The 20,654-nt window shown below is 53.6% G+C and carries 13 protein-coding genes; 8 read left to right on the top strand and 5 right to left on the bottom strand.

Annotated elements, in window-relative coordinates; translation table 11 throughout:
• Positions 1–29: 29 nt before the first annotated feature.
• Together M1158_02225 and map are read left to right on the top strand one after the other, a co-directional pair.
• Positions 30–2,495, top strand: coding sequence for a DNA-directed DNA polymerase (locus M1158_02225; GenBank protein MCL5099919.1), 2,466 nt, complete (start codon positions 30–32; stop codon positions 2,493–2,495).
• An 11-nt stretch (positions 2,496–2,506) separates the two neighbouring features.
• Entirely contained in the window at positions 2,507–3,427 is a 921-nt protein-coding gene (gene map / locus M1158_02220) for a type II methionyl aminopeptidase (protein ID MCL5099918.1), read from the top strand.
• Positions 3,428–3,431: 4 nt separating this feature from the next.
• On the opposite strand, the gene M1158_02215 is transcribed toward map, so the two are convergent.
• Positions 3,432–4,325 carry a DUF1749 domain-containing protein gene (locus tag M1158_02215; protein MCL5099917.1) on the bottom strand — a complete coding sequence of 298 codons (894 nt, stop codon included), beginning with the start codon at positions 4,323–4,325 and terminating at the stop codon, positions 3,432–3,434.
• A 46-nt stretch (positions 4,326–4,371) separates the two neighbouring features.
• Positions 4,372–6,651 carry an adenosylcobalamin-dependent ribonucleoside-diphosphate reductase gene (locus tag M1158_02210; protein MCL5099916.1) on the bottom strand — a complete coding sequence of 760 codons (2,280 nt, stop codon included), beginning with the start codon at positions 6,649–6,651 and terminating at the stop codon, positions 4,372–4,374.
• 271 nt (positions 6,652–6,922) lie between these two features.
• Between M1158_02210 and M1158_02205 the strand changes: the two genes are divergently transcribed.
• The 3 genes from M1158_02205 to M1158_02195 all read left to right on the top strand — a co-directional run bounded on the left by M1158_02205 (position 6,923) and on the right by M1158_02195 (position 12,064).
• The gene (locus M1158_02205) at positions 6,923–9,454 is read left to right on the top strand and encodes a M1 family metallopeptidase (protein ID MCL5099915.1); all 2,532 of its coding nucleotides are present in this window, start codon (positions 6,923–6,925) and stop codon (positions 9,452–9,454) included.
• 23 nt (positions 9,455–9,477) lie between these two features.
• Positions 9,478–10,566, top strand: a complete 1,089-nt coding sequence (locus tag M1158_02200; protein ID MCL5099914.1) for a glycosyltransferase family 2 protein — start codon at positions 9,478–9,480, stop codon at positions 10,564–10,566.
• Between the two features lie 190 nt (positions 10,567–10,756).
• Positions 10,757–12,064: an amino acid permease gene (locus tag M1158_02195; protein ID MCL5099913.1), complete on the top strand. Its 1,308-nt coding sequence runs from the start codon at positions 10,757–10,759 to the stop codon at positions 12,062–12,064.
• Between the two features lie 31 nt (positions 12,065–12,095).
• Here the strand turns inward: M1158_02195 and M1158_02190 are convergent, their stop codons facing one another.
• Positions 12,096–13,259: an MFS transporter gene (locus M1158_02190; protein MCL5099912.1), complete on the bottom strand. Its 1,164-nt coding sequence runs from the start codon at positions 13,257–13,259 to the stop codon at positions 12,096–12,098.
• A gap of 93 nt (positions 13,260–13,352) precedes the next feature.
• On the opposite strand from M1158_02190, the gene M1158_02185 reads away from it, so the two are divergent.
• A complete protein-coding gene (locus M1158_02185; GenBank protein ID MCL5099911.1) occupies positions 13,353–14,822 on the top strand; it encodes a cytochrome b N-terminal domain-containing protein in 1,470 nt (489 codons plus the stop codon).
• An 18-nt stretch (positions 14,823–14,840) separates the two neighbouring features.
• Here M1158_02185 and M1158_02180 read toward each other — a convergent pair whose 3' ends face one another.
• Complete coding sequence (locus M1158_02180) at positions 14,841–15,020, bottom strand: hypothetical protein (protein MCL5099910.1); 180 nt, start codon at positions 15,018–15,020, stop codon at positions 14,841–14,843.
• 194 nt (positions 15,021–15,214) lie between these two features.
• Between M1158_02180 and M1158_02175 the strand changes: the two genes are divergently transcribed.
• Together M1158_02175 and M1158_02170 are read left to right on the top strand one after the other, a co-directional pair.
• Positions 15,215–17,194 carry a M13 family metallopeptidase gene (locus tag M1158_02175; GenBank protein ID MCL5099909.1) on the top strand — a complete coding sequence of 660 codons (1,980 nt, stop codon included), beginning with the start codon at positions 15,215–15,217 and terminating at the stop codon, positions 17,192–17,194.
• A gap of 120 nt (positions 17,195–17,314) precedes the next feature.
• Complete coding sequence (locus M1158_02170; GenBank protein MCL5099908.1) at positions 17,315–17,827, top strand: hypothetical protein; 513 nt, start codon at positions 17,315–17,317, stop codon at positions 17,825–17,827.
• Positions 17,828–18,183: 356 nt separating this feature from the next.
• On the opposite strand, the gene M1158_02165 is transcribed toward M1158_02170, so the two are convergent.
• Positions 18,184–20,529: a hypothetical protein gene (locus M1158_02165; protein MCL5099907.1), complete on the bottom strand. Its 2,346-nt coding sequence runs from the start codon at positions 20,527–20,529 to the stop codon at positions 18,184–18,186.
• Between the last annotated feature and the right edge of the window lie 125 nt (positions 20,530–20,654).

Here is a 20,654-nt window from a genome sequence, read left to right as displayed (position 1 = left end):
CATATAAGCCTCAAAAGCCACTGATGGCTATGCGGGGCCAAGCCGGGAAGAAGCAGGCGCAAGAGCCGCTTGTTTTCGAGGGATTCCTTCTTGAAGTCGACTACCTTACCAGCGATGAGCATGCGCTGATAAGGCTAGCAGTTAAGGACAGCTCAGGCAATGCGCGCGAGGTCTTCGACCCGGCGTTCAAACCCTACTTCTACTTTGTGCCCAGAAACGCTATGGGCACCGATGAGATGCTTGCAATCCAGGCCTTTGACGGCAACGAGCGTATTAAGGCTGCTGATGCGGTAACGGAAAGGCGCAGCATCTTCGGGAAGGATGTCAATTCCTACAAAGTATACACGAAGCTGCCTATGCAAGTGCCAAAGCTCAGCGAGGCCTTTGCAGGGCACGGGGAGCGATACGAATACGACATACCGTTCGCCAAGCGCTACCTGATAGACAAAGGCCTGACGCCGCTGTCGTACTACAAGTTCACTCTTGGACTCAGTGACGGTCTTCTCGTGCTCAAGAGCGCGGAGCCGGTCCCGGCTGCAGAGCCTGTCGACTCGGCGTTGAATGTCATGTGTTTCGACATAGAGGTCTACAACCCTAAAACAATCACCATACCAGACCGCGACCCGGTGATAATGCTCAGCTATACCTACACCTCGAACGGCAAGACCGGCGAGGGCGTAATAACCTACAAGAAGATAGACAGGCCTTTCGTCAGAGTTGTGAAGGATGAGAAGGAGCTGTTCAAGACCTTTATGGATCTCGTCGACGAGCTTGACATTGACATAGTGACTGGCTACAACTCAGCCAACTACGACGTCAAGTACATGCTCGACAGGGCGAAGACGCTGAAGGTGAAGTTCGACCTCAGCAGGTTTGAGGGCGAGACGAAGATAGAGAGGCACGGCCTCCTCGACAAGGTGAAGATAGCCGGCAGGGTTCATGTCGACATGTACAACGTCGTCAAGTTCATATCCACGGTTGGCGCAGCTGAATACATACTGAAGCTGAACAGCTATACGCTGAAGAACGTCTACGAGGCCGTGACTAAGACCGCTAAGACAAACGTGGAGAAGAAGGACATATACAAGATGTGGGATTCCAACGGCAAGGAACTTGAGGAGCTCGCCGACTACAACCTGAGCGATTCGCATGCGTTGAACAAGGTCTACGACACGTTCGCGCCGATAATGACTGCGCTCACGCGCGTCACGGGCAACACCCTGAGCGACGTATCCGTCTCTACAACGGGCCAGCTGGTCGAGTTCATGCTGATGAAGTATGCGCACGGGTTTGGTGAGCTCATACCGAACAAGCCGTCGGAGCGCGACATGCGCGCCCGCGAAGCCAATCCGATAGAGGGCGCATACGTCAAAACCCCTGAGCCAGGCATATATACGAATCTCGTCATGTTTGACTTCCGGGGCCTGTACCCGTCAATAATAATATCGCAGAACATAGACCCATCGTCGATATGCGCGGACTGCAAGGAATACAACGAGTCGCCAACCGGGACGCGCTTCTCCAAGACAAGGAAGGGCATAGCGCCCGCAGCGCTCAAGGTGCTCGTCGACGAGAGGGCCAAGGTCAAGCAGCTCTACAAGAAGGACAAGTCAAACATATACCTCGGCTCGAGGTCGCAGGCGTTGAAGATAACATCCAACTCGTTCTTCGGCTACATGGGCTACGCGAGGTCGCGGTGGTACTCGCGGGAGTGCGCAGGCAGCATAACAGCATGGGGCAGGCAGTTCATCCACAAGGCGATAGACGAAGCCGAGGCGCACGGCTTCAGGGTCCTGTACGCAGACACTGATTCGCTCCTCATGCTGCTCATGGACAAGAGCAGGGACGATGCCCTGGCGTTCGTCAAGGGATTCAACTCAAGCCTTCCGAGCGACATGGACCTTGAGCTCGAGGACTTCTACTCGCGTGGCGTGTTCGTCGGCAGGAAGACAGAGACCGGCTATACGGGCGCGAAAAAGAAGTACGCGCTCATATCTGAATCGGGCTACATAAAGATACGTGGCTTCGAGCTCGTAAGAAGGGACTGGTCGAAGATTGCAAGAGAGACGCAGCGCAAGGTGCTCGAGGCCATACTCAAGGAGGGCAGCGCAGAGAACGCGGTAGCGATAGTAAAGGAAGTAGTCGGCAGGCTCCAGGCAGGCAATGTGCCCCTCGGCGAGCTCGCCATAAGCACGCAGCTCAGGAAGGGGATAGACGGCTACGACTCGAAGAGCCCGGAGCTTGCAGCCGCGAAGAAAGCAATAGAGAAGGGCCTGAAGAGCAGGGAGGACGTGGAGCATGCGGTGATAAGCTACGTGATAACCAGGCACGGCAATTCGATATCAGACAGGGCGGAGCTCGAGGAGTACGCGCAGGACTATGATTCCGATTATTACATAAACCATCAGGTCATACCCGCTACAATGCGCATATTGAAGGAGCTGGGCCTGAGCGAAGATGAAGTCAAGGGCATGGGCAAGCAGAAAAAGCTTTGAATGGCGAGCTTATGGACGAAAAAGAAGAGCCGAGCAGGGAAGAGATGGAGAAGGGCGCGAGGGAAGCGGGCGCGGTGGCGCGCGCCGCGCTGGAGATGGCGCACGGGCTTGTGAAGCCCGGAGCGAAATACCTCGACGTCGCGAACGCGCTGGAATCGCTGATCAGGGAGAAGGGTATGGAACCCGCATTTCCTGTAAACCTGTCGCTCAATGCGCAAGCTGCGCACTACACCCCGTCGCTGGACGACGCTCTCGTGTTCCCTGATTCAGGCCTCGTGAAGGTGGATTTGGGCGCAGCAAAGGGCGGCATACTCAGCGACTGCGCGATCACAATTGATTTGTCGGGCAGCATGCAGGAGCTTGTCACGTCTACAGACGATGCGCTGGCGGCCGCTATAAGCACGGTTAAGGCCGGCGTCAGCGTATCTGCCATAGGCAAAGAGATAGAGACCGCGATCTCAAAGCACGGCTTCAAGCCCATCATGAATCTCGGCGGTCACGGAGTGCGCTTCCATGACCTGCACGCATCGCCATTCATACCCAATTATGACAACGGCGATGATACTGTGCTGGAAGAAGGCGAAATAATTGCGATAGAGCCATTTGCAACCACGAGCGAGGGCAGGGGATCGGTCGCTAACACCGACATATGGGAGATATACAGCCTGGCGGGCGAGGCTTCAGTCAGGCAGCCTGATGCCCGGGCTGTGCTTAAGGAGGTGCTTGCCAAGTATCCAAGCGAGCCATTCGCCGCCAGATGGCTGGCCGGAGTCGTAGGGTCGCGGTTCTCGTTGTATTCGGCGCTTAAGGCGCTGGTCTCGGCAGGCGCGCTGGAGCCGCATCCAACGCTTGCAGAAATGAACGGCGCAACGGTAAGCCAGAAAGAGGCCACGCTTCTCGTCACTAAGGATTCGTGCGAAGTGCTTACATGACACTTCATGCATGCTTAGAGGCCCACTCTGCCGCTTTCCTTGCCAAAAACTTGCGCTTGCCCGCAAAACCGTGGCCCTCGCCTTTTATTATCAGCGAGTCGACGGGCTTGGAGCAGCTCTTTCTCAGCTTTGCTATGGCGTACGATGGCTCTATTCCTGCCACATTCATATAGCGATCATCCGTTCCGAAAACCGCTAAGATAGGCACCCTGATCTTTTCTATGTAATCCATGCGCGGCCTGAGGTAGTTCAGCGTCTTCGCCTCTCTGTTCTTCGGATCTGCAGTGCTGAGCAGGCGCGCAGCCCCAACAACCGTGTATGGATCCTTGCCCAATGGCATGAGCGCGTACCTGCCGCGCCTTGCCGTGGAGCGCGCCAGTCTGATGATTGCATTGTATCTCTTGCCGAAGTTCGCCCTGTCGAAGTTGGTGTCGTCAACGGGCGTAAGCAGGATTAGCGCCTTGACCGCGCGGTCCATGCGCATTGCAGAGTAATACACTATCTTCTGGCAGCCGGTGCTGTGGCCTTCAAGAATTATCTTTTTCATCCCTTTTCCTTTCAGGAATCTTACAGCGCCCTCAATGTCGTATACGCAGTCCTCGAACTTCTCCAGGGCCCCGCCTGCTATGTAATCGGTCTCCTTGGCGCCCCTGCGCTTGGTGAATTCCTCTATGGAATAGCTGCCGCGGGTCTGGATGGAGAAAAAGACGATTCCGCGTTTTGTCATTGCCGCAGACAGCTCCTCAACTGCAGTGCTGCCGTAGAAGCTGCCTGTGAATCCATGGACATGAAGCACGGCTGCCTTGGGTCTTCCTTTCCTTGGCAGCGCAAGCAACCCGTAGAGAAGCGTGCCGTCCGTGGCGCTGAACTTCTCTATGCTCAGCCTTTTAGCGAACATGGCAACAACAGTGCTTAGTAAGGAAAAAATAAAAGAAGTGCGGAAGTCAGCCGCACTCGCTGTGCCCGCACTTGGGGCAGGTGTAGCAGCCTTCCGCAGCGACCATCGCGCTGCCGCAGTCCGGGCACTTCACCTCCTCGTCTATCGATATGGTGTAGTTGGCTGCGCCGCTCTTGAGCGCGGCCATTGTTATGCGCTGCTCGGATTCCATGGCCTCTGGGTCTTTTGTGTGCTTCTCCTTCAGCCCGGTGAACGTCTTCTGCTTGCGGTCTACTGGTTGCAGCACCTGCACGGACTTGCTGCTGTCCCTGTAGACCGTTATGCCCTTGCACCCGAGCTGGTACGCGAGCTTGTACGCCTTCTCTATGTCCTGAGGCGTGGCCCATGCCGGGAAGTTTATTGTCTTTGAGACTGCATTGTCTGTATATTTCTGGAAGGCTGCCTGCATGCGGACGTGCCATTCCGGCTCTATGTCATAAGCGGTTACGAACAGTTTCCTGACGTTTTCGGGTATGGCCTCGACGTCCTGCACAGACACGCGACCTGCCAGATCTTTCATCAGCTCCTCGGAGTAGAAGTTGTACTCCAGTGCATAGCGCTCGAATTCGTTATTGACCTCTATGAGATTTGAGCCCAGGCTCTCGTGCACGTTGCGCATGTAGACAACTGAAAAGATAGGCTCTATGCCCTGCGAGGCCCCTCCTGATATTATGCTTATCGTGCCGGTCGGGGCTATAGTTGTAACAGTAGAGTTCCTGAGTGGCTTGTACCCCAGCTTGTACCATATGCTGTTCTTGAATTCTGGGAACGGTCCGCGCTCGACAGCCAGCTCTTCGCTCATTTCCCTTGAGTTTCTGGTTATGAATGACATGACGCGCTCCGCCAGCATGAGCGCCTCGTTGCTGTCGTACCTTATGCCGAGCTTTATCAGCATGTCGGCCCAGCCCATGACCCCGAGGCCTATGCGCCTTATCGCCTTGCTTGTTTGGTCTATCTGCGGCAATGTATAGTGGTTGGCGTCGATGACGTTGTCGAGGAAGCGCGTGCCTAGGCGCACAGTTTCCTTAAGCAGATCCCAGTCTACTTCGTAGTGGTGGTCAGTCTGCTTGACCATCTTCGCGAGATTTATCGAGCCGAGGTTGCACGAGTCGTATGGATAGAGCGGCTGTTCACCACATGGATTAGTCGACTCTATCGGACCGTACGATGGAACTGGATTGGAGTATGTGGAGTTCATCCTGTCCAGGAACACGAGACCGGGGTCGCCGGTCTTCCAGGCCATTGTGACTATTAAGTTCCAGACAGCAGTCGCATTGAGCCTGCCGGTCACCTTGTTGGTGTGCGGGTTTACCAGGTCGTAGTCTGTGCCCTTCTCTACCGCCTTCATGAACTTTTCGGTTGCAGCGACAGAGATGTTAAAGTTGCGCAGCACGCCCTCGTGCTCCTTTGCCATTATGAACTCGAGTATGTCGGGGTGGTCGACGCGCAGTATGCCCATGTTGGCGCCGCGCCGCTTGCCGCCCTGCTTTATCTCCTCTGTTGCAGCATCGAAGATCTTCATGAACGAGATAGGCCCGGACGCCACGCCGCTGGTGCTCTTCACCACGTCGTTCTTCGGCCTCAGCCTCGAGAAGGCGAAGCCGGTTCCTCCGCCGCTCTGGTGTATCAGGGCCGCGTACTTCACTGCATCGAATATTTCCATCAGAGAGTCGCCGACAGGCAGCACGAAGCATGCGCTGAGCTGGCCGAGGTTCGTGCCCGCGTTCATAAGCGTAGGCGTGTTAGGCATGAACCTGAAGTTCGTCATGGCGTCATAGAAGCTTTGTTCTATCTCAATAACCTGCTCCTCGCTCTTGCCGTAGCTCTTCTCAACGCTGGCTATGGCAGCGGCCACCCTATGGAACAATTGCTTCGGGGTCTCCACTATCTTGCCAGTAGTATCCTTGAGCAGGTAGCGTGCAGCGAGCACTATGACCGTGTTGATTGGCAGCTTCAGGTCGTCGTCCTGTATGCCGAGCGAGGCCTTGTAAGTGCGTATCTCTGCGCGCTTCTGCCTGAATAGTATGTATGACTTGGCCACGCCTGGGTTCATGTCCATGAGCGTCTTCTCTACCGTGTCCTGTATCTCCTCTACGCCTATTTCCTCCTTGCCGAGCTTGTCTATGGCCTCTGTGACAGCGGATGCCACCTTCTCGGCCTCCGCATTGTTCTCCTCGTCGGACCTGTTGAAATAAACATCAGAAAAAGCCTTGAATACCGCCCTCACAATTTTTGCCTTGTCAAAGGCAACTTTCTCCCCGTTTCTCTTTATGACATTGGTCGCCATACCCGCACCCCTGCAACAAGCAGCGAGTAGGTATTGAGAAACAAGCTTTAAAAACCTGCATAGGATTTTCAATGTAGAACTGGATTAAATGTTACTTCCATTACCAGAAAATTTCTTTTCCGCTTAATATAGATTGCGCCAGGCCACGACGGCGGCCAAATGCGCGCGATAATGCCGTATTTAGAATCACAGTCGTTGCCGAATGCATCGGCGTGTCAGCTTTGCATCGGTAACACATTTATTTCTTTGTTGTGAATGCGCTATCGATTCCATGGATGAGAGGCACAAGACCATAGGGAGCAATACGATACCCGAAAGCTATAGGCTGACGTTCGACACAGACATGAAGCGCTTCACATACATCGGCAAGGCAGCCATAACCGTATCTGTCAGAAAGCCGACCCGTAAAATCGTGCTTAACGCAAAGGAGCTAGGCATAAAGAGCGCAAAGGTAAGGTGCTCCGGAAGGACGCAAGGCGCATCAGTAAGACTATCGAAAAGCGACGAAACCCTGACGCTGGGGCTTGCGGAAAGCATCCATGGAAAGGCAGTCATAGAGATTGAGTTTTCAGGCAGGAACAACGATGGCATGTACGGCTTCTACAGGAGCGCCTATGATGCCGGGAAACGCAAGGAATACATGCTGAGCACCCAGTTTGAGCCAGCCGACGCCAGGGCCGCGTTTCCGTGCTTCGATGAACCGGAATTCAAGGCGAGGTTCTACATAACCATAGTGGCAGACAAGGGATACGAGGCGCTCTCGAACATGCCTGTCAGGTCGAAGACCTCAAGCAATGGCCGCACCATAACAACGTTTATGGCTACGCCGAGGATGTCGACGTACCTTGTATATCTTGACGTAGGCAGGTTCGACAGGATAAGCACGAAGCTGGGCAGGCTCAGCATAAGCGTGCTTTCCGTGCCGGGCAAGAAGGCCTTGTGCGGCATGGCACTGAAGTATGCAAGGGGCTTCATAGCCTTCTACGAGCGCTATTTCAGAATAAGGTACCCATTGCCGAAGGTCGACCTGATAGCCATACCAGACTTCAGTGCAGGGGCGATGGAGAACTGGGGGGCCATAACGTTCAGGGAAACTGCACTGCTCGGCGACGAGCGAGGAACCCCTATAGCTGTCAAGCAGCGCATAGCCGAGACAGTGGCTCACGAGCTGGCGCACCAGTGGTTCGGCGACCTTGTCACCATGAAGTGGTGGAACGACCTCTGGCTGAACGAGAGCTTTGCGACGTTCATGAGCTACAAGGCGATGCAGGCCGTCTACCCCGAGTGGAACATGAAGGAGCAGTATACCAACGACGTCATGGCGATCGCGTTCGCGGCCGACCAGCTCAGGAGCACGCACCCCATAAGCGTGGATGTCAACACGCCGGAAGAGATAAACGGCATATTCGACGAGATAAGCTACGAGAAGGGCGGCACTGTGCTCCACATGATAGAGGAATATGCGGGCGCCGACGCCTTCAGGGCAGGCCTCCACGACTATCTTCGCGCGCACAGCTATGGCAATGCGGTGAAGCGCGACCTCTGGGACGCGATAGGCAAGGCATCGGGGAGCAGCGGCATTGGCAGCGTGCCGAAGTTCGCCAGCTCTTGGATAGACCAGCCGGGCTATCCAATGCTAAGCGTGGAGCGCAGCGGCAGCAAGTTCATGATTGAACAGCACCGGTTCACGCTCAGAGGCATAGACAGGGCCTCGAAGCAGGTCTGGCCTGTACCGATCTATTATCTCAGCGGAAAGGCGAAGCCTGCGCATGCGTTCATGGCAGGCAGGCGCATCGCTATAGATGCTGCGGACAACTGGGTGAAGCTTAACTATGGCCAGCATTTCCTTTACAGGAGCGCCTACGATGCATGGGTTCTTGATAGGATAGGCGGCATGATAAACGGAGGCAAGCTGTCTGCAATAGATGCATGGGGCGTCGAGAATGATCTCTTCGCCATGATGCGCGCCGGAGAGATCCCGCTTTCCGATTACATAGGCTTCGTAGGCAGGCACTGCCTTAATGCAGGCTATCCGTTGAGCGACAATCTTGCAGCGCATTTCGGCTGGCTCACGTCGCTGCTCTACACGAAGGACGCATTCAAATTGGTGTCGCAGGTGCAGCGCAAGTACTTCGACGGGATTATAAGGCGGCTTGGCTGGAAGACCAGGAATGGAGAGCCTAACACCGATACCATGCTCAGGAGCGCCGCCATACACGGCCTTGGTATACTCGGCGACGAAAAGGCCACTGCATGGGCTCGCCGGGAATTCGATGCGCACACGAAGGAGGGCAAGCAGATAGACCCGAACCTCAGGGGCGCAGCGTATTCGATCATGGCATGGAACGGCGATGCAGGCATGTTCAAGAAACTGGCCGGAATGTACAAGAAAGCAGAAATGCCGGACGAGAAGATACGCCTGCTTTCGTCGCTTGCGATGTTCAAGAGCGCACCCATGGCCAAGCGGGCCCTAGGGTTCTCGAGGTCGAAGGACGTGAGGCTGCAGGACTCGATACACATACCTGCGGTGCTCTCTTCAAATCCGATGCACGTCCATATGCTTGCCTCATGGATCATGAAGAACTGGAAAGAACTGCAGAAGCTCTACACGCCGGGTGCGCACATGCTCGACAGATACGTAGAATACATGTCAATGGTTTCGTCGCGAAAGGAGTTGGCCGCAATCGAGGCCTTCTTCGCCAAGAGGGGCAACATGCGCGGCGACGTGAAGAAGTCCTACAGAGAAACAGTGGAGCGCATAGAGGCCAACATACGGGTCATGGAACGTAATGGAATAAAGTAACGGCACGCCTTTTAGCTGTTTTTGTGCAATTCGTGTCGATGAATGCGTTCCTTGCGGCATACATTGCTCTTCTGACCCTGACATGGCTCGGCCTCATGGCCCTCGCAACAATAAGCATGGCCGGCAATGAGCGCAATGCGCCAAGCCGCAGAAAATACATGCCAAAAACACTGGTTATGGTACCGTGCAAGGGCATCGACATAACGCTGAGCGGCAACCTCGCTTCGCTTGCTAACCAGTCATACAGGAATTACGATGTGGTGGCGATCGTCGATGACCTTTCTGACCCTGCAGTTGGGGCTATAAGGGATGCGGGAATACGCCTGATAAGATCATCGCATTGGAGCGGATATGCAAGCGGGAAGGTGCGGGCCATCGCAACCGCATTTACGAAGTTCAAGGATTACGAGGTATATGTGGTTGCTGATTCTGATGTGACCGTTAGCAGGGATTGGCTGGCCAAGCTTGTCGGGCCGCTTGCCGACGGCAGTGTGGGCGTTTCCACGGCATTCCCTTACTTCAGGCCCGTCGGAGGGTTCTGGTCGAAGGTCAAGCTTGTCTGGGGCTTTGTCGGCAATGGGATGATGGAGTCGAAGATAACAAGGTTCGCGTGGGGAGGTTCGATGGCGTTCAGGAAAGGCCTTCTTGACGAAATTTCGTTTCGTGAGTTCGCTGCTTCTGTATCCGACGACATACCTATAACGCGCATCGCGAAGAGGAAGGGCCTTGAAATAAAATACGTGCCGGAGCGCATTGTTGAGGTCAAAAGCAATGACAGTTTCGCCGAGTTCAAGGAGTGGTCGAATCGCCAGTCGGCGCTTACTATACTTGGAAACAGGAAAAACTTCAGGTACGGGGTGGTGCTATATTCGGCTAACATACTGCTGCTTTTGTCGTCGATACTTATGGCAATTATAATAAGCCCATTGTTTGCCGTTCTGCTGCTTCCGTTCGTAATCGGTGCAGTCAGGATGTACATGCGCGCGGGGGTGGCAGACCCGGAGCTATTTGTCGCATATCTGATGGTAAATTTCATATACCTGGCCAATCTCATTGTCGCCAATCGCATGAAATACATAACATGGAGGGGAGCTAAATACCATCTGAAATAATGGCGTGACAGTCATAAGCCCTGCGTTGCGTTCCACATGCTAACAGTTGAGATAGGCATATCAGGTCTTCTAGATGATGGCAGATCGGGCATTGCTGCGCAACATCCATATTTTAGCTTATGCATGCAATTGATAGAGAGGAGTTTCCATTTACAGGCTTAAACGAACGCTATCACTGTTCGATGCGTTGATGATAAACCTTGGCGCGATAATAGGCGCCGGCATATTCGTCATAGTAGGGATAGCGGCAGGGATGGCAGGGCCGCTGCTGCCATATTCCATACTGGTTGCGGCGGTCATTGCCGTGCTGACAGGGCTGAGTTTCTCTGAAATAGCGAGCCATGTTGCCAAAGAGGGCGGCGCATACGAATACGCAAGGGAGGAACTGTCGCCATTCATGGGCTTCATCGCAGGCATCATGTGGACATTCGGCAACATAATAGCGATAGCGGCTGTAGCTGTGAGCACCGGCAGCTACATAAACGCCCTTTTGGGAACTTCGGTGCCGCTTGCCTACATAGCCATCGCAGCGATACTGACGTTTATGACGGTTAATATCCTTGGCATCAAGAACTCTGCCCGTACCATCGCGGTTTTGGTCGGAATAAACGTGGCCGTGCTTCTAATCTTTGCAATTGCGGGCCTCACGAAGTTCAACAGCGTTTACCTAACGACGCATGTGCAATCGGGCATTAGCGGCCTGCTCGCAGGCGCAGCCATCATATTCTTCGCATTCACCGGCTTCTCGAGGGTGACGACGGTGGGCGACGAGGTTAAGAATCCAAGAAGGACGATGCCGCGTGCCATAATACTGTCGATCGCCATCTCGACGGCAATTTATGTCGCCGTGGCAGTGGTGGCGCTTGGGCTTGTCCCATACGGCATGCTCGCGCACTCATCGGCGCCGCTCTCGCTAGCGATGTCGGCCGTGCACAGCAAGGCGCTCGACCTGATAATAGCGCTCGGAGGGATAACCGCAACGGCAGGCGTAGTCCTAACCGGCATACTAGGAACATCAAGGCTCTTCTTTGCGATGGGCCGTGACAGGGAGCTGCCGCGGCAGCTCAGCGCCATAGATCGCTTCTCCACTCCGATAAATGCGATAATCGTATCCGCAATCGCAAGCATCGCCTTCGTGCTTCTCGTATCATTCGATACCATAGTAGAGGGCGCGAACGCTACTATACTGGTTTCGTACTTCATAGTCAACATGGCTGCACTGGCCCTCTACATGAAAACCAGGCGCCTGCAACTGAAGGGCAGGCTGATATACAAGCGGCATTTCGTCGCCGTTCCAGTAATAGGCATGTTTGCAATCGTGATGGTGATGGCATATCTAAGCCCAGAGAGCCTGTTAATCGCAGCGGGCATACTGCTGGCTTCCATCTTTTACTATGTCGGGATGGCTGCACTGAGGAGATCCGGCAGGGGCAGTATGCCGACCTTCTCACCGGTGCACAGCCTCGTCAGGGAGTTCGGGATAAGCAGAAGAAAATAGCATCATGTGCAGCCTTCCAGAAGTCTGCGTGTCACAGTTCCCTGCCAAATAAGATTAGCACGGCACCGGCTGCAAAGGCAAGCATGCCTGTTATTGAATACGAGTATATGGGCCCAATCGCATACAGGAATCCAACTATTAGATTGGCGGCGAACAGCCCAATACTTCTCGATGCCGTCAAGGCGCCCATGCCAGAACCTGAGCCCCTGCGCTGCTTGACGATCGAGATGATGGTAGGTTCAAATGTTTCGATGGCACCTGCAGCCATGCCGATGAGCAGCATGCCTACGTATGATACAACGATGCCCAAAGAGAATGCATACGCCAGGCCTATCACCAGGGAGCCGACGCCCGCGAGGAAGTAGCCAAGAAACGCGAGACCATGCACGAGCTTCCTGACCCTAACGCCTACAATGTATCCGAAAACTGCAGAACTTATCAGGAATATGGCATACGAGGCCACGCCTGCCAGGCTGCCGGAGCGTTGCGCTACGGTGAGTATCGGGAAGCTTATGCTGTAGAAGCTGAGCCCATATATGCCTGTTGCGGCTATGACTGCCTTGTAGGTCTTTGCCCTTGCTGCGGCCTTTCCGATGCCCTGCCTTATGCTCGCGACAGCATGCCTTATTCTGCCTACGCCTTTGTACTTCACAAGAGCGAGGCAAAGAGAAGACATCAGTATAGGCACTGCAGTGTAGATGAATACGGTGCTTATCCTCATCCCTGCCAATATGGCGAACGAAAGGTACGTTACGGCTACGAGCCCTCCGCCTATGTCAAGGGCATTGAGAAACCCGTAAACTCTGCCCTTGTACTCTTTCTTAGTTATGTCGCCGAGCATTGCGCGTCTTGCGGGAGTCCTGAAGTTCCTGGCCCACCAGCCCCCGGAGTAAAGCGCACCTGCTTCTGCCGCAGTAGAGGCTAGCCCGGTCAATGAAAGTATTGGTATAAGCAGGTTACCGATGAGTGCAATCCTTTTCTTGCCATACTTTTCGGAAGCCTTCCCTCCCAGATAGGCAAAAAGCGATCCGCCGCCGTATGCCAGCGCCATGACTATACCAAATAGATAGACAGGAGCCTTGAGGTATATCACCAAAAACAGGGGCAGGCCCACAACAAGCGCCTGGTAGCCGGCATCTGCGAAGAATGCCGAAAGGGATATTAGCAGGACATCACGGCTTAGCCAGTCCGGCATGCTCATCAGCCAAATATGCAAAGCAACATTTTAAAGAGCAGATGTGCAGCCACCCCGAAACAAATAAAAAATCTGGCCTTCAAGTAGTGCCGGATGGATGTTCAAAGGCCTCCTGAAGACACGGGGCCGGATGAAGATGAAACGAAGCCTAGCTCGATACGTGCAGACATCAAGGCTTTCGTCCAATCATTTTACATAACCAACGTGCCGTCTTACGGCAACAACTTCTTTTTTACCATTGGAATTTACCTGCTTGAGCTGTTCGCGATACTTGCGATAAGCGGCATGATAATGCTGATTTTCGGCCCATACTGGTGGGACCTCAGCGTGGCTGGGACATTCGTCAGGAGCGTGCACTTATGGGCGGCTGAGGCCTTCGTTACGCTCATGTTCGTGCACCTCTTCGTGCAGCTCACGACATCAGCTTACAGAAAGAAGAGGCTCGTCTGGATGCTTGGAGCCGTGATGCTGCTCCTGGTGCTCCTCGAATTCGCATTTGGCGTAGGCATAGCCGGCGGGCTCATCTCGCAGTGGAACGCCAAGGCTGGAGCTGACCTCTGGAACGGAATGGGCCTTGGCTACTGGCTAAATCCCCTCAACATGGGCGCGGTGCTCGGCTGGCATGTCGCCATAGTGCCTATACTGCTTGCCATCCTTATGTTCACGCACTATATGCTTGTCAAGAGCAGGGGCCTGAACACGCCGTACCGTAAGGACATACCGTATTCCATCGTCGCCGCAGACCACAGGACGATGTACAAACGTATGGGTTATATAGCAGTGATCGTATTGCTGTTCGCAATCTTCCTCAGGGTGCCGTATACTGCCCCGTTGACGATAGCCGGAATAGCGAACGCGCACCCTGACGCGGTCGCGCTCACACTGCTGGAGGAGTTTAATTTCTCTTCGAACACAGCCACATACATAGACACCATAGACCCGTATACGTTCAGCACAAGGAATGTCTATGTCACAGCTCCGTACACATATTACCTAAACATTACCAGTGCGCCTAATGCCGAGGAGGCGCTCCTTGCGGAAAATGTCAGCGCGCAAAGGGCATCGCTTGCTCAGGCCCACTCTTACTTCGATGCCAACGGGTCGATAGCGCAAGGCCGCAACTCGTCGGACCCCATGATAGCGCTGGCGTCTGAGCTTACATTGATGGCCCAGGAAGGGCTTTACCAGCCTGCCGTGCAGAACGAGGAAGCGAGCGGGCTTGACACTACATACGTGCTCCTGTTCATCAATGATACAGGCGAGCTCGGGGCTGCCGGCCAGGAATATGGGCTCACAACCGGGCAGTGGGGCATGCTGAAGGTCGCTGCAGGCTCGCTGCCCATACAGTACTGGCTCGCTCCGTACAACCTGCTCGAGATTATGACGAGCGGCATACCATGGTGGAACGACATAGAAAACGGCACGCTGGCGTTCCTCGCGTTTTTGGTGCTCCTGTTGTTGCCTTACATACCTGGACTGAGGAGCGTGCCTGACAAGCTGAAACTCTACAAAATCTTCTGGAACAGGTTCACAGTGCCGGAGTTAAAGAAAAGAAAGAAATAGAAAGAGAGGAAAGTTCCTTCAGCCTCTCTTCATCAGCACTGCGTCAGTGCCTATCCATACGAGGTCTGCAATCGCTATGATCGCGCCTATCGCAAAAAACATTGGCACAACGCGCGCTACATATGTCCAATACACGTCGAGAATGAAGATTATCACTCCCATCGCTATTCCGATCCAACTAAGTGCTTTGCCTGCCATGCAATCACTTCTACTCTTCAATTAAGGTTTTAAAATCTTGCCGTTGGGAGCATGCAGGCATGTAAACAAACGCAGTAGGGAAAGCAGGCAAAATGCATAAATAAACGGAGCAACATATTCTAATGGTGGGTCACTTGCCCTCTTCTGAAGACCTCTCTAACGAAAGCAAAGAAGCTACAAGTGCAGACGTACGCATGCGCGATGCGTTGCGCTTTTCAGTCAGCTATATGGACACGTCAGCCGACCAAGGCAAGGATTTCTATAGATATGCGGTCGGGAAGTGGATTGACAACAACCCCGTTCCCCCAGATAAGACGTGCTGGAGCTCCTACTATGCACTCGATGACCATAACCTTGAGATCATCCATGCGATTGCCGATGCTTGCATGGCCGATTCTTTAGCCGCGCAGGGCTCATACAAAAGAATAGTAGGAGATTTCTACGCTGCGGCCATGAACAGGAAGCGCGTAGAGGAAAGACGCTTTTCACCGATAAACGATTTATGGGACCTTATTTCAGGTATAAAGAGCGCTGGCGAAGTCGCAGCCCACCTACCAAGGCTTCATCTTGCAACGCCGACGCAACGGGCAGGTATTCTGGCGTTCTTTGATTCGTATTCTAATGCGGACGCAAAGAACAACTCTGTATATGCGATGCATCTAAGGCAGGGCGGCCTGTCTCTGCCGAACAGGGACTACTACCTCCTAGATGCATTTGCAGAAACACGAAAAGAATTCCGCAAACACATAAAGAAAATGTTCATGCTCAAAGGTGTTGGGAAAGAAACTGCGGGAAACTGGTCTGACATGGTTCTCGATTTCGAAACAGGGCTCGCCAGGGCGAGCAGGAGCTCGGCCGACTTGCGCGACGCCGAGAAGAACTACAACAGGGTTGATTTAGAGACACTTGAATCCAGATATCCGAATCTGGACCTCGTTGGCTATCTGCAGGGCGTGGGTGCAACAGGCATATCATATGTCGTTATAGGGCAGCCAGAGTTCTTTGACTATCTGGATGAGCAGCTAAGCACGGCCGACATAGAAAAACTTAGGGCGTATCTCTATTGGAACATACTGCGTGCATACGCTCCGCTGCTTCATGATGAAGTGAGCAACGAGAGTTTTGGCTTCTTTGGTAGGAAACTCATGGGGCAGAAGCAGCAAGCGCCGATGTGGAAGCGCGCCATATACCGCATGGATGTACAGATAGGCGAGGCGCTTGGGAAGCTTTACGTGGAGAAACAGTTCAACGAGGCCATCCGTATCAGAGTGTCGGAACTGGTAAATGATTTGATGGAGTCGTTCAGGGAGAGGCTCGAAGGGGCCAAGTGGATGTCTGAGGGCACCCGACGCCTGGCGCTGGAAAAGCTGAGCAAGATGAAAGTCAAGATAGGTCATCCCGCCAAGTTTAGGGATTATTCCGGCATAGAGATAAAAAGAGACGACTATGCCGGCAATGTGCGCCGCTCATCGGAATTTGAGATTAGGCGGCAAACCTCAAGAGCGGGGCACCGTATTGATATTGATGAATGGACCGTGCCTCCACAAACAGTCAACGCGTTCCACTACGCTGAAAGGAACGAGATCGTGTTGCCTGCCGGCATACTCCAGCCACCGTACTTCGATGCAGATATTGATGATGCCGTGAACTACGGGGCCATAGGCACGCTTATAGGGCATGAAATGACACACGGATTTGACGACCACGGCAGGCACTATGACCCAAACGGCAACATGAGGGACTGGTGGACCAAAAACGACGCCAAGAAGTTCAATGAAAAGGCCAGAGAGGTTGAAATTGAATACGGCTCAATAGAGGTGCTGCCTGGCGTCCAGATAAACGGTAAGCTTACGCTAGGCGAGAACATAGCCGACCTGGGCGGCGTAGCAATAGCATACGATGCGCTCCAGAAGGCGCTTGCAAGGCACTCGGAAAAGAGAAGAATCATAGATGGGTTAACGCAGGAGCAGCGCTTCTTCGTATCGTACGCGCAGATATGGAGGAGCAGCATAACCGAGCAGGAGCTCAGGCGCAGGCTCATGATGGATCCGCATGCCCCTGAAAGGTACAGGGTTGAGATACCTGCAACGAACCATCTAGAGTTCTACAAAGCATTTCCACCTACAGCTCGACGGGCCGGAAGCGCACGATCGAAACGCTTGGGCGTGTGGTAATCCAAGAAAGTAGCACCAGCTGAGTTGCTGAAACGGTAATGACTGGGCGCTGACATCGCCACCATACATTACGAAAAGGCATAAATATCTGGTTGGGCCGAACGTTTTTTGGTGTTTATAATGCCAGCTACTGACGATGTAAGTAAAAAGGCAAGTCAAAAGCAAAACCCTCCTTACGACATAAAACTTAGATTAGAATTGGGAAGGGCGGAAGCGTACAAAGACTTTATTGCATACTTGAAAGTGTATGCGCAGGGAGAAGATGGTTATCTAGAGTATGCAAACAGAGCTGCAAATAGAGAAGGCACCGAGCTTTCAGAGGCCCAAAAACATGCTGGCGCACTAGACGTGCTCAATAACCTCCTGTCCGACTATACTACTAGATACAACAAGGGCAATGTGGATGTACTTATAAAGGAGTTTAAGCTCACTCAAGAGGAGCTTGAGGGTATGCATGAGCTAGCGCTCAAAGCGTTCAGCGAAACCGTTGCTTTTAATCCCGAAGTGGCAGCTGGAATAAAGGAGAACTTCAACTTGCCAGATAACAAAACACAGTACTTGGAGCTGAGAGGCATGGAGCTCAGAAGAATGTTTGATCCAGGCCCTGATCCGGGCTATCCAAATACGGTATGATTGCTGACCCCGCGCCGTGATGCTGAAATATCCGTCTGTGTCGCCTTGATTACAACTTATCATTCTCCTTCTCGGTCTCTCTCAGTATCGTCCCTATGAATTCTGGGCATCCATATTCTGGTATACTGTTTGATTCGAGATAGTGGGCGGTTTCTGGAACATTCCTCAAGGTTTTGCATATCTCACTACATATTTCCGCGGGGCTATGCCGATGGTATATCACCGATTCGAGGGTATCTTTCAGGTACAATACTTTATCGACAAACTCTTCCTTGCTTATAGCGTTGCGTTGCATGCAAGAGTTGTCGACTTGCACGCTTTTAGAATTGCTCATCATGTTAGACACCTATTGAACCTTACATACCCAAGGCTTCGCGCATCTCCTCTATATATGCCCACTTCTCTTCCTGGCTCGCCTTTTCAAACCTGTCGAACCAATCAATGAGCTTGCGGGCCCTGTCCGCCTCGGTGGCATAGAGGGCGCGTATGTGGCGCTCTAGGCTTTTGATTGATTCGCGCGTCTCTTCAGCATTTCCCGATCCGATGCCTTTCAGGTCGACGTCCATCTCGCTCCTTAGCTCGCGGAGGCGCTTTATGTCAGAGGCCTCGTGCTTGTATGAGCTCATGTACAGTTCCAAGTAGCTGCCTCCATGCTCATCCTTCACGCCAGCATCGAGCGCCCTGAGGCGGGCCCCGAACTCATCAAGCATCGGGTAGGTGTCTATCTCCCTGTTCTCTTTCCAGTTCCAGATGGTACGCCAGCACGACTCCTGCACGAAACCCATAATGATAGTAGTGTGATGGATGTAGAGCCCCGCTGCAAGGTGCAATGCGCTGTACATGTGCATCCTAGTGTACCGTTCGGCCTCGTCAACGAGCGCTTCGCTGGCCTTGAGTATCTCCGAATTTGGCGTGCTTGGGTCGCTGGCTGCATTGAGAATATCAGATAGCAGCGCTGCAGAGGCGCGCTCGGCCATCGCTGTAGCGCGTTCCTCTATGCGCCCTGCTACAGCACGTGCCACGGCCTCGTTTCTGCTGTTTGCGTGGGTGGCGCGCTGCATAAGGTAGCATCCAAGTATCTCAGCCAGCCCATTGATCAGCATCGCGGCCGGCTTCTCCCCCGCATGCGAGTAGAACTCTTCCCAGTCCTTGCGTGGGGCCTGCTGTGCCAGCATGTGGCGGCCCAGCTCGTAGGCGACGAGTCTTTCGATGGATGCCACATCGGCAGCACGTCCAGTGTTCGCCGCGACGCCGAGCAGATAGATTATCGATTCATCGGTATCTGAGGCTATGGTCTCTGGCATTTCCCAGCCCGCAGCTCCGCATGAGACATAGAAGTTCCATCCATGCTCCTCGTGCCCCAGCCTATGCGAGAGCTCTGGATCGCTCGAATGCAGCAGTACCGGCAGCCTGAAGCGCTGGCCGTGCCCCCACCCGTACATTGCGATTATCGCCTCTGTCGCGAGTCTGACGTATGCTGTGCTCGCCAATTTCGTGTAAGAGTCTTGGTCGTAGAGTGCAATAGGCCTGGAATCCGCAGTCCTGCCTTCGAGAGAGAGCTGGGTTGTGTCAGGCCTGTATGTCTCGCTCACTGCACGGAATCCGCGCACGAACGAGCGCACCGCTTCTGGATCCAATTTATCATTACCATCTCTTGTTGCCGATGCGAAATCGGATATCATTGCGATGCGTGCATGAATACGTGCCGTTTCCATGCCAACGTGCCTGCTAATATCACGGATCGCGTCGTAGAACGCGCCTATTGTCGAGTTTGTGTACGCTATGCCAGCATAGCCCGCCTTAAGCGCGTTCAGCCCCTCCATATGCGGCTTGTATTCATGAGTGCTACCTATGCCTGATAGCGTTATGCCGCTGTCCGGGTCAAGCTTTCCGATGACTTGCGAGTCGGCTGCTGCGGCGTATTCCGCTACTATGCCTATCTGCCTTGCCAGCAATGCCTGCTTCGACGCAGCGTAAGCACCGAAGAGGCCCAAGCCAGCTATGTGTCTCGCCAGCTCGCCGCCCTCAGCCACTGCCATGCAGCGAAGCGCGCTGCCCTCGACCAAGCGCAGCTGTACATAGCCCTTGAGAGCGAAGTTGTGCATCTCTCCTTCGTTGTAGTCTATATCGAACTGCGTGTCGTATATGCTGTTGTAGATAGGCTCATAGCCTGGATTTTTCGTGAACAGCCTATTTATAGTTGGTTTATAACCGCTGATGCTGGCTTCCTCTGCGCCGCCGTCCCATACGCGCGCGAGAAGCCCTTCGGTGAACGCGGTCTGAGCTGCAAGGGCATCGAGCGAGCCACCTATCTTCTGCACTCTATCCCACATGCCGAACCTGTAGAAATCATCCATATCGAGAGGCGCATAGTTTGGGAGTCCGGTCTTGGCCGCTAGCGTTTCTGACAGTTTGCCTAGTATCTCGAACTCTACAATGTACACGTCGCGCCAGCTTATCTCAGCGTTGGCCGATGCAAGTTCCATGGCTCGCTCCTTGAGCTGCTGTGCCGCATCCGGGAATCCAGCCTCGGTGAACTTCTCGCACTCTTTGCCTATGTAATGTTCGGCCGTCTCTCTGTCTCTGGCGCGCATAGCCCAGCAGAACGCAGCCACATAGTGACCTTTTGCCGCAGCCTCGGAACAGAAGCGTCGCTCTAATTTTCTGACGCTCTCGTCTCTGTCGATCGTAGTCTGTGGCATTGACGTCCCTGGCCAAAATCGGCATTTCTATGAAGTTCGGTCAGATATTTAGACATTCTGCAGCGTCTATTTATCGTCAATCTTGAAGTCAGGATCAGATCCCAAAAGGCATAAATATCTAGATG

The sequence above is a fragment of the Candidatus Marsarchaeota archaeon genome, from assembly GCA_023473665.1.
Taxonomy (GTDB): domain Archaea; phylum Micrarchaeota; class Micrarchaeia; order Micrarchaeales; family Micrarchaeaceae; genus JAMCYM01.
This window is presented reverse-complemented; position numbering and strand designations above follow the sequence as displayed.

Bases quoted from the DNA above. Each gene is read 5' to 3' on its own strand.
- M1158_02225 (MCL5099919.1), top strand. From the start codon at position 30: ATGCGGGGCCAAGCCGGGAAGAAGCAGGCGCAAGAGCCGCTTGTTTTC.
- map (MCL5099918.1), top strand. From the start codon at position 2,507: ATGGACGAAAAAGAAGAGCCGAGCAGGGAAGAGATGGAGAAGGGCGCG.
- M1158_02215 (MCL5099917.1), bottom strand. From the start codon at position 4,325: ATGTTCGCTAAAAGGCTGAGCATAGAGAAGTTCAGCGCCACGGACGGC.
- M1158_02210 (MCL5099916.1), bottom strand. From the start codon at position 6,651: ATGGCGACCAATGTCATAAAGAGAAACGGGGAGAAAGTTGCCTTTGAC.
- M1158_02205 (MCL5099915.1), top strand. From the start codon at position 6,923: ATGGATGAGAGGCACAAGACCATAGGGAGCAATACGATACCCGAAAGC.
- M1158_02195 (MCL5099913.1), top strand. From the start codon at position 10,757: ATGATAAACCTTGGCGCGATAATAGGCGCCGGCATATTCGTCATAGTA.
- M1158_02190 (MCL5099912.1), bottom strand. From the start codon at position 13,259: ATGCCGGACTGGCTAAGCCGTGATGTCCTGCTAATATCCCTTTCGGCA.
- M1158_02185 (MCL5099911.1), top strand. From the start codon at position 13,353: ATGGATGTTCAAAGGCCTCCTGAAGACACGGGGCCGGATGAAGATGAA.
- M1158_02180 (MCL5099910.1), bottom strand. From the start codon at position 15,020: ATGGCAGGCAAAGCACTTAGTTGGATCGGAATAGCGATGGGAGTGATA.
- M1158_02175 (MCL5099909.1), top strand. From the start codon at position 15,215: ATGCGCGATGCGTTGCGCTTTTCAGTCAGCTATATGGACACGTCAGCC.
- M1158_02170 (MCL5099908.1), top strand. From the start codon at position 17,315: ATGCCAGCTACTGACGATGTAAGTAAAAAGGCAAGTCAAAAGCAAAAC.
- M1158_02165 (MCL5099907.1), bottom strand. From the start codon at position 20,529: ATGCCACAGACTACGATCGACAGAGACGAGAGCGTCAGAAAATTAGAG.